This window comes from Halomonas sp. KM007 (assembly GCF_050709225.1).
In the GTDB taxonomy this organism is placed as follows: Bacteria; Pseudomonadota; Gammaproteobacteria; order Pseudomonadales; family Halomonadaceae; genus Vreelandella; species Vreelandella hamiltonii.
Genome location: NZ_CP136131.1, coordinates 1,330,994 through 1,348,574, shown reverse-complemented (window position 1 = coordinate 1,348,574; position 17,581 = coordinate 1,330,994). Strand labels below are relative to the sequence as shown.

16 protein-coding genes are annotated in these 17,581 nt (G+C 56.1%); 12 read left to right on the top strand and 4 right to left on the bottom strand.

What is annotated here, in order from left to right; translation table 11 throughout:
• The first annotated feature begins 3 nt into the window (after positions 1–3).
• From fkpB to RVM27_RS06205, 9 genes are all read left to right on the top strand, one after another.
• Positions 4–447, top strand: coding sequence for an FKBP-type peptidyl-prolyl cis-trans isomerase (gene fkpB, locus RVM27_RS06245; protein WP_044630334.1), 444 nt, complete (start codon positions 4–6; stop codon positions 445–447).
• Positions 448–483: 36 nt separating this feature from the next.
• Positions 484–1,464, top strand: coding sequence for a 4-hydroxy-3-methylbut-2-enyl diphosphate reductase (gene ispH / locus RVM27_RS06240; protein WP_273682719.1), 981 nt, complete (start codon positions 484–486; stop codon positions 1,462–1,464).
• A 64-nt stretch (positions 1,465–1,528) separates the two neighbouring features.
• Positions 1,529–1,933, top strand: a complete 405-nt coding sequence (locus RVM27_RS06235; protein ID WP_498940051.1) for a type IV pilin protein — start codon at positions 1,529–1,531, stop codon at positions 1,931–1,933.
• Positions 1,933–2,343, top strand: a complete 411-nt coding sequence (gene pilV / locus RVM27_RS06230) for a type IV pilus modification protein PilV (RefSeq protein ID WP_287807993.1) — start codon at positions 1,933–1,935, stop codon at positions 2,341–2,343. Before RVM27_RS06235 ends, pilV begins: the two co-directional genes overlap by 1 nt.
• Before the next feature lie 2 nt (positions 2,344–2,345).
• Positions 2,346–2,882 carry a PilW family protein gene (locus tag RVM27_RS06225; protein WP_498957587.1) on the top strand — a complete coding sequence of 179 codons (537 nt, stop codon included), beginning with the start codon at positions 2,346–2,348 and terminating at the stop codon, positions 2,880–2,882.
• Positions 2,883–2,891: 9 nt separating this feature from the next.
• The gene (locus tag RVM27_RS06220; protein WP_287807989.1) at positions 2,892–4,220 is read left to right on the top strand and encodes a hypothetical protein; all 1,329 of its coding nucleotides are present in this window, start codon (positions 2,892–2,894) and stop codon (positions 4,218–4,220) included.
• Between the two features lie 68 nt (positions 4,221–4,288).
• Complete coding sequence (locus tag RVM27_RS06215; protein ID WP_498957586.1) at positions 4,289–5,311, top strand: tryptophan--tRNA ligase; 1,023 nt, start codon at positions 4,289–4,291, stop codon at positions 5,309–5,311.
• Positions 5,312–5,450: 139 nt separating this feature from the next.
• Positions 5,451–6,662 (top strand): YeeE/YedE family protein, encoded by a 1,212-nt coding sequence (locus RVM27_RS06210; RefSeq protein WP_498957585.1) that lies wholly within the window; start codon positions 5,451–5,453, stop codon positions 6,660–6,662.
• Positions 6,663–6,839: 177 nt separating this feature from the next.
• The gene (locus tag RVM27_RS06205; protein WP_498957584.1) at positions 6,840–8,519 is read left to right on the top strand and encodes an NAD-dependent malic enzyme; all 1,680 of its coding nucleotides are present in this window, start codon (positions 6,840–6,842) and stop codon (positions 8,517–8,519) included.
• Positions 8,520–8,583: 64 nt separating this feature from the next.
• Here the strand turns inward: RVM27_RS06205 and acnA are convergent, their stop codons facing one another.
• A complete protein-coding gene (acnA, locus tag RVM27_RS06200; RefSeq protein WP_498957583.1) occupies positions 8,584–11,331 on the bottom strand; it encodes an aconitate hydratase in 2,748 nt (915 codons plus the stop codon).
• Positions 11,332–11,556: 225 nt separating this feature from the next.
• Here acnA and trxB point away from each other — a divergent pair, with 225 nt between their 5' ends.
• Entirely contained in the window at positions 11,557–12,507 is a 951-nt protein-coding gene (trxB, locus tag RVM27_RS06195) for a thioredoxin-disulfide reductase (protein WP_287807977.1), read from the top strand.
• A 55-nt stretch (positions 12,508–12,562) separates the two neighbouring features.
• Here trxB and RVM27_RS06190 read toward each other — a convergent pair whose 3' ends face one another.
• On the bottom strand, positions 12,563–13,075 hold the full coding sequence (locus RVM27_RS06190) for a GspH/FimT family pseudopilin (RefSeq protein WP_287807975.1): 513 nt from the start codon (positions 13,073–13,075) through the stop codon (positions 12,563–12,565).
• Positions 13,076–13,200: 125 nt separating this feature from the next.
• On the opposite strand from RVM27_RS06190, the gene thiO reads away from it, so the two are divergent.
• Positions 13,201–14,298 (top strand): glycine oxidase ThiO, encoded by a 1,098-nt coding sequence (gene thiO, locus RVM27_RS06185; protein ID WP_287807973.1) that lies wholly within the window; start codon positions 13,201–13,203, stop codon positions 14,296–14,298.
• A gap of 4 nt (positions 14,299–14,302) precedes the next feature.
• On the opposite strand, the gene RVM27_RS06180 is transcribed toward thiO, so the two are convergent.
• A complete protein-coding gene (locus RVM27_RS06180) occupies positions 14,303–14,572 on the bottom strand; it encodes a PP0621 family protein (RefSeq protein ID WP_081138865.1) in 270 nt (89 codons plus the stop codon).
• 135 nt (positions 14,573–14,707) lie between these two features.
• Here RVM27_RS06180 and RVM27_RS06175 point away from each other — a divergent pair, with 135 nt between their 5' ends.
• Positions 14,708–16,342, top strand: a complete 1,635-nt coding sequence (locus RVM27_RS06175) for an NAD+ synthase (protein WP_287807971.1) — start codon at positions 14,708–14,710, stop codon at positions 16,340–16,342.
• 237 nt (positions 16,343–16,579) lie between these two features.
• On the opposite strand, the gene RVM27_RS06170 is transcribed toward RVM27_RS06175, so the two are convergent.
• The gene (locus RVM27_RS06170; protein WP_287807968.1) at positions 16,580–17,392 is read right to left on the bottom strand and encodes an outer membrane protein assembly factor BamD; all 813 of its coding nucleotides are present in this window, start codon (positions 17,390–17,392) and stop codon (positions 16,580–16,582) included.
• Positions 17,393–17,581 lie beyond the last annotated feature (189 nt).

Sequence of the window (17,581 nt, the reverse complement as noted above, 5' to 3'; positions counted from 1 at the left end):
ATCATGGATTACCTAATTGACGACGGGATGGAAATTACCCTGCACTTCACGCTGAAGCTGGAAGATGGCACGGTGGTGGATTCCACCAAAGAGAAAGCGCCAGCGACGTTTCAGTATGGCGACGGCAATTTGCCGCCCGGCTTTGAGCATCCCATCAAAGGTATGGCAGCGGGCCAGAGCGGGACGTTTCATATCACCCCTGAGCATGCGTTTGGCCAGCACAACCCGCAGAACATTCAAACCCTGAAGCGGGCTGACTTTGGTGATGAAGCGCCTGAAATCGGTATGGTGATGTCGTTTGCTGACAAAGCGGGAACGGAATTGCCGGGCGTGGTCAAAACCATTGACGGTGACCGTGTAGAAGTTGACTTCAACCATCCGCTGGCAGGACGTACATTGACGTTTGAGGTTGAAGTGCTCAACGTCACGCCGATCACCACCCACTAATTTCCTGAGCGATGCAGGTTGCATCAAGGCGCTTTTATGCAGTCATCAGAGTCATTTCAGCCCGTACAGATCAAGCTAGCCAACCCGCGCGGGTTTTGTGCGGGCGTCGACCGCGCGATCGATATCGTCAACCGCGCGCTGGATGTCTTCGGCCCGCCGATTTACGTTCGCCATGAAGTGGTGCACAACCGCTTTGTAGTAGAAACACTGCGTGAACGCGGCGCGGTCTTCGTAGAAGAGCTCCACGAAGTGCCCGACGATGTGATCGTTATCTTCTCTGCCCACGGCGTTTCCCGTGCGGTTCAGCAGGATGCCGAGCAGCGTGGCCTGAAAGTGTTCGATGCCACCTGCCCGCTGGTCACCAAAGTGCATATGGAAGTGCTTCGCTACGCCAAGCGTGGCCAGGAGTGCATTCTGATTGGCCACGAAGGTCACCCGGAAGTTGAAGGCACCATGGGGCGCTACGACACCTCCCACGGCGGCAAGATTTATCTGGTGGAAGATGAGCAGGACGTTGCCAATCTGGTTGTCAATGACCCCTCGGCGCTAGCGTTCGTCACCCAAACCACGCTCTCCATGGATGACACTGCCAAAGTGATCGACGCGCTGCGGGAGAAATTCCCTGAGATTCAGGGGCCGCGCAAAGACGATATTTGCTACGCCACTCAAAACCGTCAGGACGCGGTGCGTGAGTTGGCGGCGGATAGCGACTTGGTGCTGGTGGTCGGTAGCCCCAACAGCTCGAACTCCAACCGGCTGCGTGAGCTTTCTGAGCGTATGGGCACCCCCGCGTACTTGATCGATAACGCCGAGCAAATCGATCCATCGTGGTTAGAAGGCATAAAACGTATTGGCGTCACCGCTGGCGCGAGCGCCCCTGAAGTGCTCGTCAAAGGCGTCATTGATAAGCTGCAGACACTGGGCGCGGAAGCCCCCGTCGAACTGCAGGGGCGTGAAGAGAACATTACATTCTCTATGCCCAAAGAGCTGCGTGAACAGGTGATCGTCAGCGGATAATGCAAACCGTATCGGTTTAAGACATACTCCAAGTATGAGTAAACCGATATGGGAGCATCGCTTAGTGACTTATGGTTTTAATCGCCGCGCAGGGGATTATGGTAAGCACCAGCGCGGCTTTACCCTCATCGAGTTAATGATTGCGGTGGCCATTATTGGGATCATCGCCAGCATCGCCTACCCCAGCTACACCCGCTACGTCGAACGCTCCGTTCGCTCTGATGGCCAAACGGCACTCTTGCAAGCGGCTTCAGAAATGGAGCGCTGCTATTCCCGTGACTACACCTATGAAGAGTGTGATTTGGAGATGACCATCTCTCCGAGCGGCCATTACGACATCTCAAACATCCCTGGTAGCCAAAGCGACGGCGGCTACGTATTAACCGCGACGACCCAACGCTCAGACGGCTGTGATGAAGATCTCACCTTAAATGCAAAAGGGGTACGTGCCCCAGAGGCGTGCTGGTAATGAAGCATCAGCAAGGGTTTTCACTCATTGAGGTGCTGATCGCGCTGGTAGTGCTTGCCTTTGGCCTGATGGGGGTGGCCGCCATGCAGATGAAAGCCCTGCAAAGCGCGACCGAAGGGTATCAGCGCTCGGTGGTAACACTTGCCGCTGTGGATGCGCAGGAGAGGCTTTGGGCGCAGCTAGCCCAAGAAACTAGCTGTGACGACATGGTTGACAATATATTAAGTGATTGGCAATCAAGCTGGTTTGCAGATAGCGACACACCAATACGCCACTTCTCAGGAGATATTGAGCTTGGTACGGCAGAGTGTGAATTCAATATTTTAATTACACTTAATGACAATGATTCAGCCAGTACTGATGAAACGTTTACTTACACCTTTCGTCTCCCTGGTCTTCTAGGTAACTGATGATGCTCTACCAACGCCAATCAGGTTTTACCCTTGTCGAGCTAATGGTTGCTATGGCAATTGGCACCCTGATTATTCTAGGCGCCGGACAGCTTTTTTTGACCACATTTCAAACCTTTAAAAAAGTAGACGAGCTAAGCCGAAAGCAGGAGTCGCTTGTTTTTATTACAGGCGTAATGATCCAAGATATCCGGTCTGCAATAAATGTTGACGTTGAGTCGGATGCAGCAGCTATTGGACTTTTAGTTTCTTCTGCGGGTAGTCGATGCGATGAAGATGAGAATTTAGAGAAAAGGTACTTTTTGTCAGAAAAAAACGGGAAATTTTCTTTAAGTGTTAGCAGAAAGTGTGATGGCGAAAGCAGGTGGCACACTGAGCCACTTGTTGAAGGCTTTTACGACGATAGTGAAGAGTCGTTTTCTTTTGAAGACTTAGACGATGGTCTTTACCAGATGACAATACGGCTAGCTACCCAGAACGGGGAAAGCTATGAAAAGCATATGCTTCGCATACAAAATCGGGCAGAAGCATTTCCATAGGTGCTGATTATGCAAAAACAACAAGGCGCTGCCCTTATTATCGTACTGGTACTACTGAGCGTATCCTTGGTGATTGGTATGTCTGGGATGAGCGCCGCACTAGTTGATGAGCGGCTGGCGGGGAATTATAGTGCGGCTGTGCTAGCTCAAATGAATGCAGAGAGAGCGGCGTCTGAGAGTATGATGAATGATATTTTGATAGGTAATGGTAGTGGGCAAGGTCAGGAGTTCTGGAGCGATGAGCCTGGCAAAAATCTATTGAAAAATAATTTACAAGAAATAATAAATAGCGATGATAATATAAATGATTGGAAAGATTTTGTTAGAAATTTTAGATATGAGGATGTGAAGGAGGAGTTTAGTGTCGTAAGCCAATATGACGATAGTATTTGTGATGATGAAGGTTATAGCCAGTGTCTATATTTTCCTGTGTATATAGATATAGAGTCCGAAGGGCCTGAACGGTACATAGTTGCTTTTGGCGCCATTAAAAATAAGCAAAATGACATCATTGCTCAAAGCCCACCTATTTTCATAGAGTTGTCTCTTAAAGATGGAGATACTCCTCCTTTTGATCCAGATACGGTTGAAGATGCCATTAGTGTGTTTGATAGTATCGGTATGTTAGCAGGAGAGAAGATAGATATAGATAATGACGGAAGATTTGATTTTGTAGGGTTGTTGCAAGCCGGTGTTGAATTTGAAGCTGATAAAAACTTTGATTTCGAGGGTGATGGATCTGGAGAGGTTAGCCAAGCTGATAAGATGGATTTTCCCTTTGTTGATGTTGATATGATTATTGAAGAGGTTAAGCATTCAATTGACCCTATTAATGATGATGAGGAGGACTGCATTCTAACGCTCGCCGGTGATCAAGAAGGAAGAGTTATATTTTGCGATGGGGATGTAGAGTTAAGCGGTAATTTTGCTAATGCTTTTATAGTTGCGGATGGCGATGTCAAAATAATAGACGATGTTGCTTTAGAGGATGTTTTTATTATTGCAGGAAAAGATATTGAGAATGCAAGTGACAAGAATGATTTCTCAATTAAAAATTCATTTTTTTTCTCTAAGGAAGAGGTTGATCTTGAATTGAAGGGGAATAACACTATAGATGGCTTTTGGATTTATTCCGGTGATGATATCGATATTGATATTAAAGGTGGAGGGAATAAAGAGTGGGTTGGGGGATTAATAGCAAGAAGCGATATTGATTTTGATACTAATGGGCGTTACAACTTTCGTCATGCTTCAGCAAGCACAGCATTTTCTCAGCTAGCTGGTGGAGCAGGTAGTAGCAGTAATTCAGGATTGATGGTAGCTTCTTGGGAAAGCTAATTAATGCGTAGTAAGATGAGCGACTATTTTAGTTATTTTCTCCAAGCGGCATGGTTGAGTCCATTAGTATGAGTAAACTCTGTAAAACCCGCGTCCTTACCGGCATCACCACAACCGGCACCCCGCACCTCGGCAATTATGTCGGGGCAATTAAGCCTGCCATTGAGGCCAGCCAAGACCCCAACGTGCAGTCGTTCTACTTTCTTGCCGACTACCACGCGCTGATCAAGTGCCAAGACCCCAAGCGTGTGCAGGCTTCCCGCCTGGAGATCGCCGCGACGTGGCTGGCGCTTGGCCTGGATACCGACAACGCGATCTTCTACCGCCAGTCGGATATTATCGAGATCCCCGAGCTGATGTGGATGCTCTCCTGCGTGTGTGCCAAGGGGCTAATGAACCGTGCCCATGCTTATAAAGCCGCCGTGGCAGAGAATGAAGAGGCCGGTAATCAAGACCCTGATAAAGGCGTCACCATGGGGCTGTTTGGCTATCCGGTACTGATGGCCGCTGATATTTTGATGTTCAATGCGAATAAAGTGCCGGTTGGCCGCGACCAGATTCAGCATATCGAAATGGCCCGGGATATGGCTGGCCGCTTTAACCACCTGTTTAAAGGCCAGTACTTTGTACAGCCTGAAGCCGTCGTGGATGAAAAAGTGAAAGTGTTGAAAGGGTTGGATGGACGCAAGATGTCCAAAAGCTACAACAATACGATTCCGCTGTTTGTGAGCGAGAAAAAGCTGCAGAAGCTGGTGCGCAAGATCAAGACCAACTCTCTGGAACCTGGTGAGCCCAAAGACCCCGACACGTGTACGCTGTTCCAGATCTATGCCGCGTTTGCCAGCGATGCCGAAACCGCCACCATGCGTCAACAGTATGAAGAAGGTATGGGCTGGGGAGAGGCCAAGGATCAGGTCTTCGAATACCTCAATGCCCATCTCAGCGCGCCGCGTGAACGCTATAACGCCTTGATGGAAGACCCTGCCCATATCGAAGCCATATTGCAGAAAGGTGCTGAGCGTGCCCGTGCCGAGGCATCCAACACCATGGACAAGCTGCGTTCGGTGGTAGGGCTAGGGCGTTTTGTTTGATTATTCTTTTTTGGCATATAAACCTTTCAATAAAGAATTTCCAGCGTTTACGCCTCGCCGTTAGGCTTATAACTATTGTCCAACTTAGCCAAGCGCCTTGCTGTTGCTGGCGCTTTTGGCGTTGCTAAACAGGTGAATTATGGCGACTACCTCAATGGTGGCTCCGGTCTCGTACCGCGTGCCCCTTCTGGCCATGGCAGCGATTGTGCTGGGTGCCTTGGTGATTGGTGTGCTGTTTAGCGCCAATATCGGCTTGCTTATGATCGTAGGTGGCCTGCTGGGTATGGTGCTGTACCACGCAGCGTTTGGCTTTACGGCGGCCTGGCGGGTGTTCATTACCGAGCGTCGTGGGCGTGGCTTGCGGGCGCAAATGGTCATGCTGGCGATTGCCGTAGTGCTGTTTTTCCCGGCGCTGGGGGCGGGGTCGCTGTTTGGTACGTCGGTAAGTGGCTTCGTCTCGCCGATCGGCATTTCGGTGCTGTTCGGTGCGTTCATCTTCGGTATCGGCATGCAGTTGGGGGGCGGCTGTGCCTCGGGCACGCTGTTTACCGCTGGCGGTGGTAATGCCCGTATGCTGATTACCCTGGTGTTCTTTATCGTGGGCTCGGTCATCGGGTCTGCGCATTTCACCTGGTGGCAAAGTTTGCCCGCCTTCCAGCCGGTGTCGTTGGTCAACGTGGCTGGCGTGGGGGGCGGTATCGGCATCAGCCTGGTGCTGTTCGCTGCCATCGCCGCCTTTACGGTGATCATGGAGAAGCGCCGTCATGGCCAGCTGGAGCAGGTGCCCACGGTCGATAAGCCCGGTGTGGAGCGCTGGCTCACGGGCCCTTGGCCGCTGGTGGCGGGGGCCGTTGCCCTGGCGCTGCTCAACTTTGCCACCCTGGCATTGGCGGGTCGCCCTTGGGGCATTACCTCGGCCTTTGCGCTGTGGGGCGCCAAGGCGTATGAGCTGGTGGGCGGCGATGTGAGTCAGTGGGGTTATTGGCAAGCACCGGCTAACGCGGCCGCGCTGGAAGCCAGCGTGTGGAGCGATATCACGACGGTCATGAACGTGGGCATCATGCTGGGGGCACTGGCTGCCGCCCATCTGGCCGGGCGTTTCGCACCGAATTTCCGGATTCCGCTGCGCTCGGTGCTGGCCGCTGTGATCGGTGGTCTGCTGCTGGGGTATGGTGCGCGCTTGGCGTTTGGTTGCAATATCGGTGCTTACTTCAGCGGCATTGCGTCGGGTAGCCTGCATGGCTGGGTTTGGATGGCGGCGGCCTTTGCGGGCAACCTGATTGGCGTGAAGTTGCGGCCGTTTTTCTTTGCTGGCGAAGAGGGGCGCCGTCCCACCGCCAAGAGCTGCTGATCGCTAGCGTTTTGGTTTCTTCGATGAACGCCTCGGCCATGGCCGGGGTGTTTTTTTATGGCCACTCTCTACCCTGTTTCTACCTTTGTCGCACGACCATGTTACATTACGCACAAACGCCGCCAACGCCCAGCGTTGCTGCATTGCAACAGCAATTGACATAAAAAGAGAGTGCCTATGTCCACGACGAGTAAACGCCCCCTGTACATTCCTTACGCCGGTCCTTCGCTGCTTGAAATGCCGCTATTGAACAAAGGCAGCGCGTTTACTCAGGAGGAGCGGCTAGCGTTTAACCTGATAGGCTTGTTGCCACAAAAAGTCGAAACCATTGATGATCAGCTTGAGCGTGTTTACCGCCAGTACCAGCAGTGCCATAGCGATTTAGAGCGCCATATTCACCTTCGCGCCATTCAGGATGACAACGAAACGCTCTATTTCCGTCTTGTCTCTGAGCATCTGGAAGAGATGCTGCCAATTATCTACACGCCAACGGTTGGCCAGGCGTGCCAGGAGTTCTCCAATATCTACCGCAACCACCGGGGGCTGTTTATCAGTTACCCGGACCGCGAGCATATGGACGATATCCTGCGTAGCGCCACCAAAGATAACGTGAAAGTGATCGTGGTGACCGATGGCGAGCGGATTCTCGGCCTTGGCGACCAGGGTATCGGCGGCATGGGCATTCCTATCGGTAAGCTGGCGCTCTATACCGCTTGCGGCGGGATTAGCCCAGCCTATACGCTGCCGATCATGATCGACGTAGGCACCAATAACCAAGCGCTGCTGGATGACCCGATGTACATGGGCTGGCGCCATGAACGGGTAGGCCAGGAAGAGTACGATGCCTTTATGGCGGAGTTTATTGCTGCCGTGAAGCGCCGCTGGCCGAACGTGCTGCTGCAGTTTGAAGATTTTGCCCAGGCCAACGCCGTGCCGCTGTTGGAGCGCTACCGTAACGAACTGTGCTGCTTCAACGATGACGTGCAGGGAACGGCCTCTGTGGTGGTGGGTACGCTGATGGCTGCCTGCCAGGCGCGGGGCGAAACCATTGCGCAGCAGCGAGTGGTGTTCGTGGGTGGTGGTTCGGCGGGGTGTGGCATCGCCGAGCAGGTCGTGGTCGCCATGGAGGCGGAAGGCCTGACCGAAGCAGAGGCGCGAGCGCGCATCTTCATCGTCGACCGAGATGGTTTGATGACCACCGACCAGACCTGGCAGCGGGATTTCCAGCGTCGTCTGGCCCATGATCCTGCGCTGGTAGCCAACTGGAACGGTCAGGGGCTGGAAGAGACCATTGCCCAGATCAAACCCACCATCCTGATTGGGGTCTGTGGCCAGCGGGGCATCTTTACCGAACAGGTCGTGCGTACCATGCATGCAGGCTGTGAACACCCGGTCATCATGCCGCTCTCCAACCCCACCTCCCAGGCAGAAGCCGTGCCTGAGGACGTGATTCGCTGGACCGATGGCCAGGCGTTGGTGGCCACGGGTAGCCCCTTTGCACCGGTGGTCTACAATGGGCGGACCTACCCCATTGCCCAGTGCAACAACGCCTATATTTTCCCCGGTATTGGCCTGGGGGTGATTGCCGCCGACGCCCACCGCGTGACCGACGAGATGCTGATGAGCGCCTCGCGTGCCCTGGCCCGTGAAGCGCCGCTGGTCAAGGAAGGGCAGGGTGCGCTGCTGCCACCGCTGTCGCGCATTCGTGAAATCAGTAAGTCGATTGCTTTCGAAGTGGCTGCTCAGGCGCAGCAAAACGGCGTGGCGCTGAAAACCAGCGGCTCGGAACTGCGTGAGCGTATCGAAAAGTCCTGCTGGTCGCCGGAGTATCGCTTCTACCGCCGTCGCGCTTTCTAAGACGCGGTGCAAAAAAAAGCCCCCACCAAGGTGGGGGCGATGCAAGCATTGGCGGTTTTTACCGTTAGGCTGCGCCGATCATTTTGCGCAGCACGTAGTGAAGGATACCACCGTGGCGGTAGTAAGCCAGCTCATTGGCGGTATCAATTCTGCATTTGGCATCAACGGTACGCTCCTGGTCGCCCTGTTTGATGACCACTTTGACCGTGCCGCCTGGGCTCAAGTCGCTTAATCCCGCAATCGAAATCTCTTCGTCACCGGTGAGCCCAAGGCTCGTGCGGCTTTCGCCTTCGGGGAACTGCAGCGGTACGACGCCCATGCCAATCAGGTTGGAACGGTGGATCCGCTCGTAGGATTCGGCAATCACCGCCCGTACGCCCAGCAGCCGGGTTCCCTTGGCTGCCCAGTCGCGGGAAGAGCCGGTGCCGTACTCCTTGCCTGCCACCACCACCAGCGGCGTGCCTTCTTCCTTGTACTTCATGGCGGCGTCATAGATCGACATCTGCTCACCACTGGGAACATGGCGCGTTTCACCCCCGACCACGCCGTCCAGCATTTCGTTCTTGATCCGCACGTTGGCGAAGGTGCCGCGCATCATGACTTCATGGTTGCCTCGGCGTGAGCCGTAGGAGTTGAAGTCCACGGGTTTGACGCCATGCTCCTGCAGGTAGCGGCCAGCAGGGCTGTCGGGCTTGATGGAGCCTGCGGGGGAAATATGGTCGGTGGTGACGGAGTCACCCAGCATCGCCAGTACCCGAGCACTCTGGACATCTTCGATGGCATCGGGCTCGCGCTGCATGCCTTCGAAGAAGGGTGGGTGTTGGATGTAGGTGGAGGAGGGCCACTCGTAGACGTTGCTTTCCGGCACCTTGATCGACTGCCACGTCTCGTCGCCTTCGAAAACGGCGCCGTACTCCTTGCGGAACATCTCGGTGTTGACCTTCTGTACGGCGTTGGCGATATCCGCCTGCGAGGGCCAAATGTCTTTCAGGTACACCGGGTTGCCATCGCTGTCTTCCCCGAGCGGGTCGGTGGACAGGTTGCATTGAACGTTGCCCGCCAGTGCATAGGCCACCACCAGCGGCGGTGAAGCCAGCCAGTTGGTTTTGACCAGCGGATGCACGCGGCCTTCGAAGTTGCGGTTACCCGACAGCACGGAGGCAACGGCAAGGTCCCCCTGCTGAATGGCTTTTTCGATGGCGTCGGGCAGCGGGCCGGAGTTGCCGATACAGGTGGTGCAGCCGTAGCCCACCAGGTTGAAGCCCAGGGCATCCAGGTCATCGTTCAGTTCGGCAGCGGCCAGGTAGTCGGTGACCACCTTGGAGCCCGGCGCCAGAGACGTCTTGACCCAGGGCTTGGTGGCCAGCCCCTTCTGACGCGCGTTACGTGCCAACAGGCCCGCCGCCATCATGACGCTGGGGTTGGAGGTGTTGGTGCACGAAGTAATGGCGGCGATGACTACCGCGCCGGGGTCAAGGCTGAAGTCCTGCTCGCCCATGGTGACGGACTGGCTGTCACTGTGTTTGAAGTCGTGCTCGTAGCTACGCTCAATACCCACCGCTGTTTGGCCACCTTCCGAAGCAAGTTTGCTCTTCTCGGTGGTGGGGCGTGCTTTGCCGTCCTCTTCCATGACTTTGTTAAAGGCGCTGGCCATATCTTTCAGGGCAACGCGGTCCTGCGGGCGTTTGGGGCCTGCAAGGCTTGCTTCTACCTCGTTCATATCCAAGCTGAATGTGTCAGTGAACACAGGCTCGTCACCCGGCTCACGCCACAGGCCTTGGGCTTTGCTGTAAGCCTCAACCAACGCGATCTGGCTATCTTCGCGACCGGTTAAGCGCAGGTAGTTGAGCGTTTCGTCATCCACCGGGAAGAAGCCGCAGGTGGCGCCGTATTCCGGGGCCATGTTGGCAATGGTGGCGCGGTCCGCCAGCGGCAGGTCTTTCAGGCCATCGCCGTAAAACTCGACGAACTTACCTACCACGCCTTTTTTGCGCAGCATTTCGGTGACGGTCAGCACGAGGTCGGTGGCGGTAATGCCTTCCTGCAGCTTGCCGGTCAGCTTGAAGCCGATGACCTCGGGAATCAGCATCGAGACCGGCTGGCCCAGCATGGCCGCCTCGGCCTCGATGCCGCCTACCCCCCAGCCCAGTACCCCCAGGCCGTTGATCATGGTGGTGTGGGAGTCGGTGCCTACCAGCGTGTCCGGGTAGGCGAAGGTTTTGCCGTCTTCTTGTTTGGTCCAGACGGTGCGGCCCAGGTACTCCAGGTTGACCTGATGGCAAATGCCGGTGCCGGGCGGCACGACACTGAAGTTGTCGAACGCTTTCTGGCCCCAGCGCAGGAATTCGTAGCGTTCGCCGTTGCGCTGCATTTCGATATCGACGTTTTCTTGGAACGCCGTCGGATGACCGAACTTATCGACCATCACCGAGTGGTCGATCACCAAGTCCACTGGAGAGAGCGGGTTGATACGGGCGGGATCCTCGCCCAGTTTTTCCACCGCCGCGCGCATGGAGGCGAGGTCGACCACGCCAGGCACACCGGTAAAGTCTTGCATCAATACCCGCGCCGGCCGGTAGCCTATTTCACGGCTTGATTTACCCTCTTTCTGCCAATCTACCAGGGCCTGCATGTCTTCCTGGTCGACGCTTTCATCGTCAGCGAAGCGCAGCTGGTTTTCGAGCAGAATCTTGAGCGTCTTGGGTAGCCGGTCGATATTGCCAAGGGCTTCAGCGGCTTTGGGCAGGCTGTAATAGTGGTACGTCTGGTTGCCTACCTCTAACGTATGCTGCGTATCGGGTATTTTGCTCATGGCTTTCTCCTCTGATTGCTTGGCGTTACGCGACGGTCACTCTTTTCTTGGTATGGCGAATCAATAGTATGGCTTATTAATAGCACATGGGTGTTTCACCATAGAGTTTCAAGGCATCTTTGCCTAATAGCGTAGACTAACCCTTGTAATAGCTTGTACTTGGCGCCATTTCAGGCAGACTCTCTTGCAACGTTATTTGCTCAATATTGTGACAAAGGTGGTGTCATGGAAACGCGTCATGAACGTTTGATCATTCTAGGCTCTGGCCCGGCGGGGTACACGGCAGCGGTTTATGCCGCTCGGGCAAACCTGAAGCCGCTGCTGATTACCGGCATGCAGGCGGGTGGCCAATTGACCACGACGACCGATGTGGACAACTGGCCTGGTGATGCCGAGGGCGTACAAGGGCCTGAGTTGATGGAACGCATGAAGCAGCATGCCGAACGTTTCAACACCGAAGTGCTGTTCGATCATATCCACGAGGTGAGCCTGGGCGAGAAGCCCTTCACCTTGAAGGGCGATAGCGGCGTCTATACCTGCGACGCCCTGATCGTGGCTACCGGCGCCAGCGCTCGCTATCTGGGGTTGCCGTCAGAGCAGCAGTTCATGGGCCAGGGGGTCTCTGCCTGTGCTACCTGCGACGGTTTCTTCTACCGCAATCAGGAAGTGATCGTGGTCGGCGGTGGCAACACGGCGGTCGAAGAAGCGCTCTACCTGTCGAACATTGCCTCCAAGGTCACGTTGGTGCATCGCCGCGATACGCTTCGCGCCGAAAAGATCCTGCAAGACAAGCTGTTCGAGAAGGCGGAGGCAGGCAAGATCGCCTTGGAGTGGTTTTACGAGGTGGAAGAAGTGCTGGGCGACAACACCGGCGTCACCGGCGTGCGGGTGAAGTCGACGCAGGACGGCAGCACCAAGGATATCCACGCGCCTGGGCTGTTTATTGCCATCGGCCATAGCCCCAACACCGGCATCTTTGAAGGCCAGCTGGAAATGAACGGCGGCTATATCAAAGTGAAATCGGGCAGTGAAGGTAACGCAACGGCGACCAGCGTGCCGGGTGTGTTCGCCTGTGGCGACGTGATGGATCATATCTATCGCCAGGCGATTACCTCAGCGGGTAGCGGCTGCATGGCCGCGCTGGATGCTGAACGCTATTTAGACGGTATTTCGTAATTAGGCGCCTGTTTGCTTTAGAGGGAGCCCATTAGTTAGAACAGCTAATGGGATCTCAATCTATCCGTGCTCTGCCTGCTGGGCTAAGCACAAGGCTCTGACAGGATGCTTGAGCTTGGTCATTGGTGGGGCAAACAGTATACGTACCTTGAGAACCTTTAATGCTGCCTAAAGAGGTATATCTCACTGTTGGCGCACCGCTTTTAGTTACGATAGTACCTGCTGTGGGCGCGAACACTCTAATAACTTCATTGACTTCATCTTCTAGCCTTTTATCTCCCTTTACGACCATGATGGGGCCATTCCAGTCACCGGTACAGGCCGTTCTGCCTTCATTGGCAGGGCAAACCGTCACGTCACTGCGCTGTGTAATCGCCGTATTGCGCGCCAGCGTTAGCGCTGTTTGTAAGCGATTTACTTCGCTGGCGACCGCCGAACGCTCTCCCAATGCTTGAAAGCTGGGAAGCCCCCAGGCCGCCAGTATGCCCATTAAGGCGAGTGCCACCAGCAACTCAAGCAGTGTAAAGCCCGTGTTGTTTCGCCTAGCGATGTGGTGAGGCTGTGCCATAGTCTCTCTCAGTAGCTTGACCTGTTGAAACGCATCACTATGCTCATTCTCTTTATGCCGCCAATGCGCTGGTACTCTGTTAGCGGCTCTTTTAGCGACTCTATTAGCAATAGTGGGCAATATTTGTGAGCGATTTCTTAATTATAGGCGGTGGTGTTATTGGCATGATGACCGCGCTGCAACTGGCAGATGCAGGTCAGAATATCACGCTGGTAGAGCGTGGGGTATGCGGGAAAGAGGCTTCCTGGGCGGGTGGGGGTATCGTCTCGCCGCTCTACCCCTGGCGTTACGGTGAGCCGGTGTCGCGGCTCTCGCGCTGGTCGGAAGGGGTGTACCCCACGCTGGCGCTGCGGCTGCTGGAAGAAACGGGCATCGACCCCGAGTATCGCCAGAAAGGCCTGCTCTACCTGAACGTGGAAGATGACGAGCAGGCGCTGGCGTGGGCTCGGCAAATGGGCAAGCCGCTCGAACGGGTCGAGGCAGAAGTCGTGCAGCAGAAAGAGCCCGCCGCGCTGGCCTCTGGCGGAAGCGCTCTGTGGATGCCGACGCTGGGCAGCATTCGTAACCCCCGCCTTGGCCAGGCGCTGCGGGCCCGGCTGGCGGCGATGCCGAGCGTCACGCTGGTCGAGCAGTGCCAGGTCACCGGCTTCCTCCAGCGTCAGGGCAAGGTCGTGGGGGTGGCCACGGCGTCGGGCGAGCTGCATGCCGAGCGAGTAGTGGTATGTGGCGGAGCCTGGGCAGCCCAGCTACTGGAAGGCATGGGTGTCCAGTTGCCCGTTCGGCCCGTGAAAGGGCAGATGATCGCTTATCAGACCCCGCCAGGGCTGGTGCAGCGGGTGGTGCTGAAAGATGGTCGCTATGTGATTCCGCGCAACGATGGTCTGCTGCTGGTGGGCTCGACGCTGGAAGAGGCCGGGTTCGATAAAGCCACCGACCAGGACGCCTTGGCGTCGCTGCGCCAGAGTGCTGAAAACATCATTCCTGCGCTGGCCAGGTACCCCGTGGCGTATCACTGGGCGGGGCTGCGTCCGGGCTCCCCGGACGGCATTCCGTTCATCGGCGCGCTGCCGGAATTTCCCAACGTGTTCGTCAATGCAGGGCACTACCGCAATGGGCTGGTACTGGCTCCCGCCTCGACGCATCTGCTGGTCGACCAGCTATTGGATCGTGAGCCGCTGATCGACCCAGCGCCTTACTTGCCGGTGGCGCTACGTCGGGGGTAGCGCATCAAGCATTACCGTCGTCGCGATCACGCTGTTCCTGCAGGAAACGGTCGCGGTGGGCGCTGCAGCAAAACCACTGCTCATGGTCACGCAGTGCCTCGCTTTCCGGCACGTGAACGTCGCACCAGCGGCAGCGCACCATCTGCCCGCCTTCATGGCGAGGAGCGGGGGGCTGCTGCTGGGAAAGGCGGTGCTGGCGATACATGCCGTAGAGTTTCAGGCCTGCATAAAACAGCACCGCAAAAATAATCAGCCGAATGATCAACAGGTTCATCCTCGATAACTCCCATACCGGGAAAAAGCGGGCAGCACGCCTGTAGCCGTATGGCCTTTGCCAGCAGGCGCACCTTGCGGGACAATGCCCCAAGTGCCATCGTATTCTGAAGATTCTCAAGAGATTTTGACGCCCATGCAAGACTTAACGCTGGTAATGGCCCAACTCGACCCGCTAGTGGGAGATATTCCCGGCAATGCCGCGCGCGCCATCGAGGCCGTGCGTGAGGCGAGGATCGAGCATGGGGCGGACATTGTGGTCTTTCCCGAGCTGTTTCTTTCCGGCTACCCGCCGGAAGACCTGCTGCTGAGGCCTTCCATGGAGGCGCGCCTGCGCGAAGCCCGCGCCAAAATGGCCGAGAAGGTGGCCCGAGACGTGCTGGTCATCATTGGTTATCCCGGTGTGCGTGAAGGCAAGTGCTACAACATGGCGGGCGTGCTGTACAACGGCCAGTGGGAAGCAGAGTACGCCAAGCAGGCGCTGCCGAACTACCAGGTGTTCGATGAGCAGCGCTACTTCACCCCCGGCACCCAGCCACTGGTTTACGAGCACAAGGGTGCCAAGCTGGGGCTGTTGATCTGTGAAGACTTGTGGGAAGGCTCGCCGGTCAAGGCGGCGCAGGCGGCCGGGGCGGAAGTATTGATCAGCCTGAATGCCTCACCCTACCACCAGGACAAGCCCACCGAGCGGCTGCGCCTTCTGGAGCAGCGGGCTCAGGACGTTCAGCGCCCCATTCTCTACGTCAACACCATTGGCGGCCAGGATGAGCTGGTGTTCGATGGCGGTTCTTGCTGTGTGGATGAGCAGGGCCAGCTCAAGGTGCTGGCCCCTTACTGGCAAGCCGGGCTGATGCCCGTTCAACTGCTGCAAACCAGCGCCGAGCGTTGGGAGCCCCAGGCTGGAGAGATCGAGCCGGAAGTCATGCCGGAAGAGAGCCTCTATTGCGCGCTGGTCACCGGGCTGCGTGACTACGTCAATAAAAGCGGCTTCAAAGGCGTGGTGCTGGGGCTTTCCGGCGGCATCGACTCCGCCTTGTCGCTGGCGATTGCGGTGGATGCGCTAGGGCCGCAGCGCGTGCAGGCGGTCATGATGCCTTACCACTACACCGCCGATATCTCCAAGCAGGATGCCGCCGAGCAGGCGAACCTGCTGGGGGTGCACTATGACGTGATGCCCATCGAGCCGATGGTGGAAGCCTTTATGGGCACCTTGGCGGAAAGCTTTGCTGGCACTGAGCGGGACACTACCGAAGAGAACCTGCAGTCTCGCTGTCGTGGTGTGCTGTTAATGGCCATTTCCAATAAGAAAGGCCTAATGGTGCTGACCACCGGTAACAAGAGCGAAATGGCAGTGGGTTACGCTACCTTGTATGGCGATATGGTGGGCGGCTACAACGCTATTAAGGATGTGTATAAAACTTGGGTTTATCGCTTAGCCCGCTGGCGCAATACTCAGTCTCCGGCGATTCCCGAGCGGGTCATTGAGCGCCCGCCTAGCGCTGAGCTCGCCCCTGATCAGCAGGATAGCGACTCGCTACCCGACTACGATGTGCTGGACGCCATTTTGGTCCGCTACATCGAAGGGGATATGAGCGCCGAGTCGATTATTGCGGCAGGCTTTGAGGAAGAGGATGTCTATAAAGTCGTCAAGCTGGTGGATCGCTGCGAATACAAGCGTCGCCAGGCCCCTGTTGGAGTGCGGGTCACGCCGCGTGGTTTCGGGCGTGACCGTCGCTACCCCATTGTGAATGGCTGGCAGCCTGGGGATTAATGTAAGCGCTCACTGGCTTAAGGCAGTACCGGAGGAGGGGCCAAACTTTTCCAATCACGGTGCTTTCGGTTAGCTCAAGCTTCAGCTTGTGGGGCGAGGCGCCGCTTAGGCTTTGATAAGTTTTGTTAAATAAGTTTTATTAGGTATGAACGCAAAAAACCACGCCGAAGCGTGGTTTTATTGATGCATGGGTTGTACAGCTTAAACGTAGCGGCCGCTAGTGGCCTGATTCAACGCTTAATCGCTGTTGCCATGTTTGGGCGTAAAGCGGCCGTTTTGAAGCTGCTCGTGATCTGGCGCGTTTTCGCGCAGCACGGTGAGCACCTCGTGGGCGCGGTCGTCCATGCCTAAGCCTTGATAGCCCTCCACCATCGTGGCTAGCGCATCACGGGTGGCGCTGGACTCTGGGTAATTTTCGATGACCCAACGGCCCCGCTCAACGGCGGCCAAGAAAGCACCGCGGCGCAGGTAGTAGTCAGCCACATGCAGTTCATGGCGGGCTAATAGCTCACGCAGATAAACAATGCGTTGCTGGGCATCCGGCGCATATTGGCTCTGTGGGAAGCGCTGAATCAGTTCGCGGAAATCGTTGTAGGCATCCCGCGAGGCGCCCAGGTCACGCTTGGAAATATCGATCAGGCGCAGGCGTTCCAGGCTGAAGCGCCCTGCTTGCCAAGCGGACAGCCCGCGTAGGTAGTAGGCGTAATCCACTTGCGGGTGGTCAGGGTGCAGGCGAATGAATCGGCTGGCCGCCGCGCGGGCCTCTTCCCAGTTACTGTTTTCGTAGTAGGCGTAGATCAGCTCGAGCTGGGCCTGTTCGGCATGAGGGCCAAACGGGTAGCGGGTGTCCAGGGCTTCCAGGCGCTCGATGGCGATAGGGTAGCGATTGCTGTCGAGGGCCGTACGGGCCAGCTCATACAGCTCGCGCTCTTGAACACCGGCAAACTCGTCTTCGTCTTCCGGAGTGGTGTCATTGCTGGCACAGCCTGCTAACAGGGCAAGACTCAGGGCCAGGGCGCCAAAGCGGTTGGCAGCGGAAAAAACGCGCATCATCATCCTCGTTGCAAACAAGCCTCAATCACCGAAAAGCGACGATGGCCATAAGTAGAAATGGTAGAATAGGTCGCAGTCAGCCCACTATAAAACACCTGAGCGCAAAACGCAGGCTTGGCGACACTTTGCTGTAAGGGTTCAGCGGTGTCGTGTCATCCAGAAGTGGGCGTGTTTGTGTCATAAAGA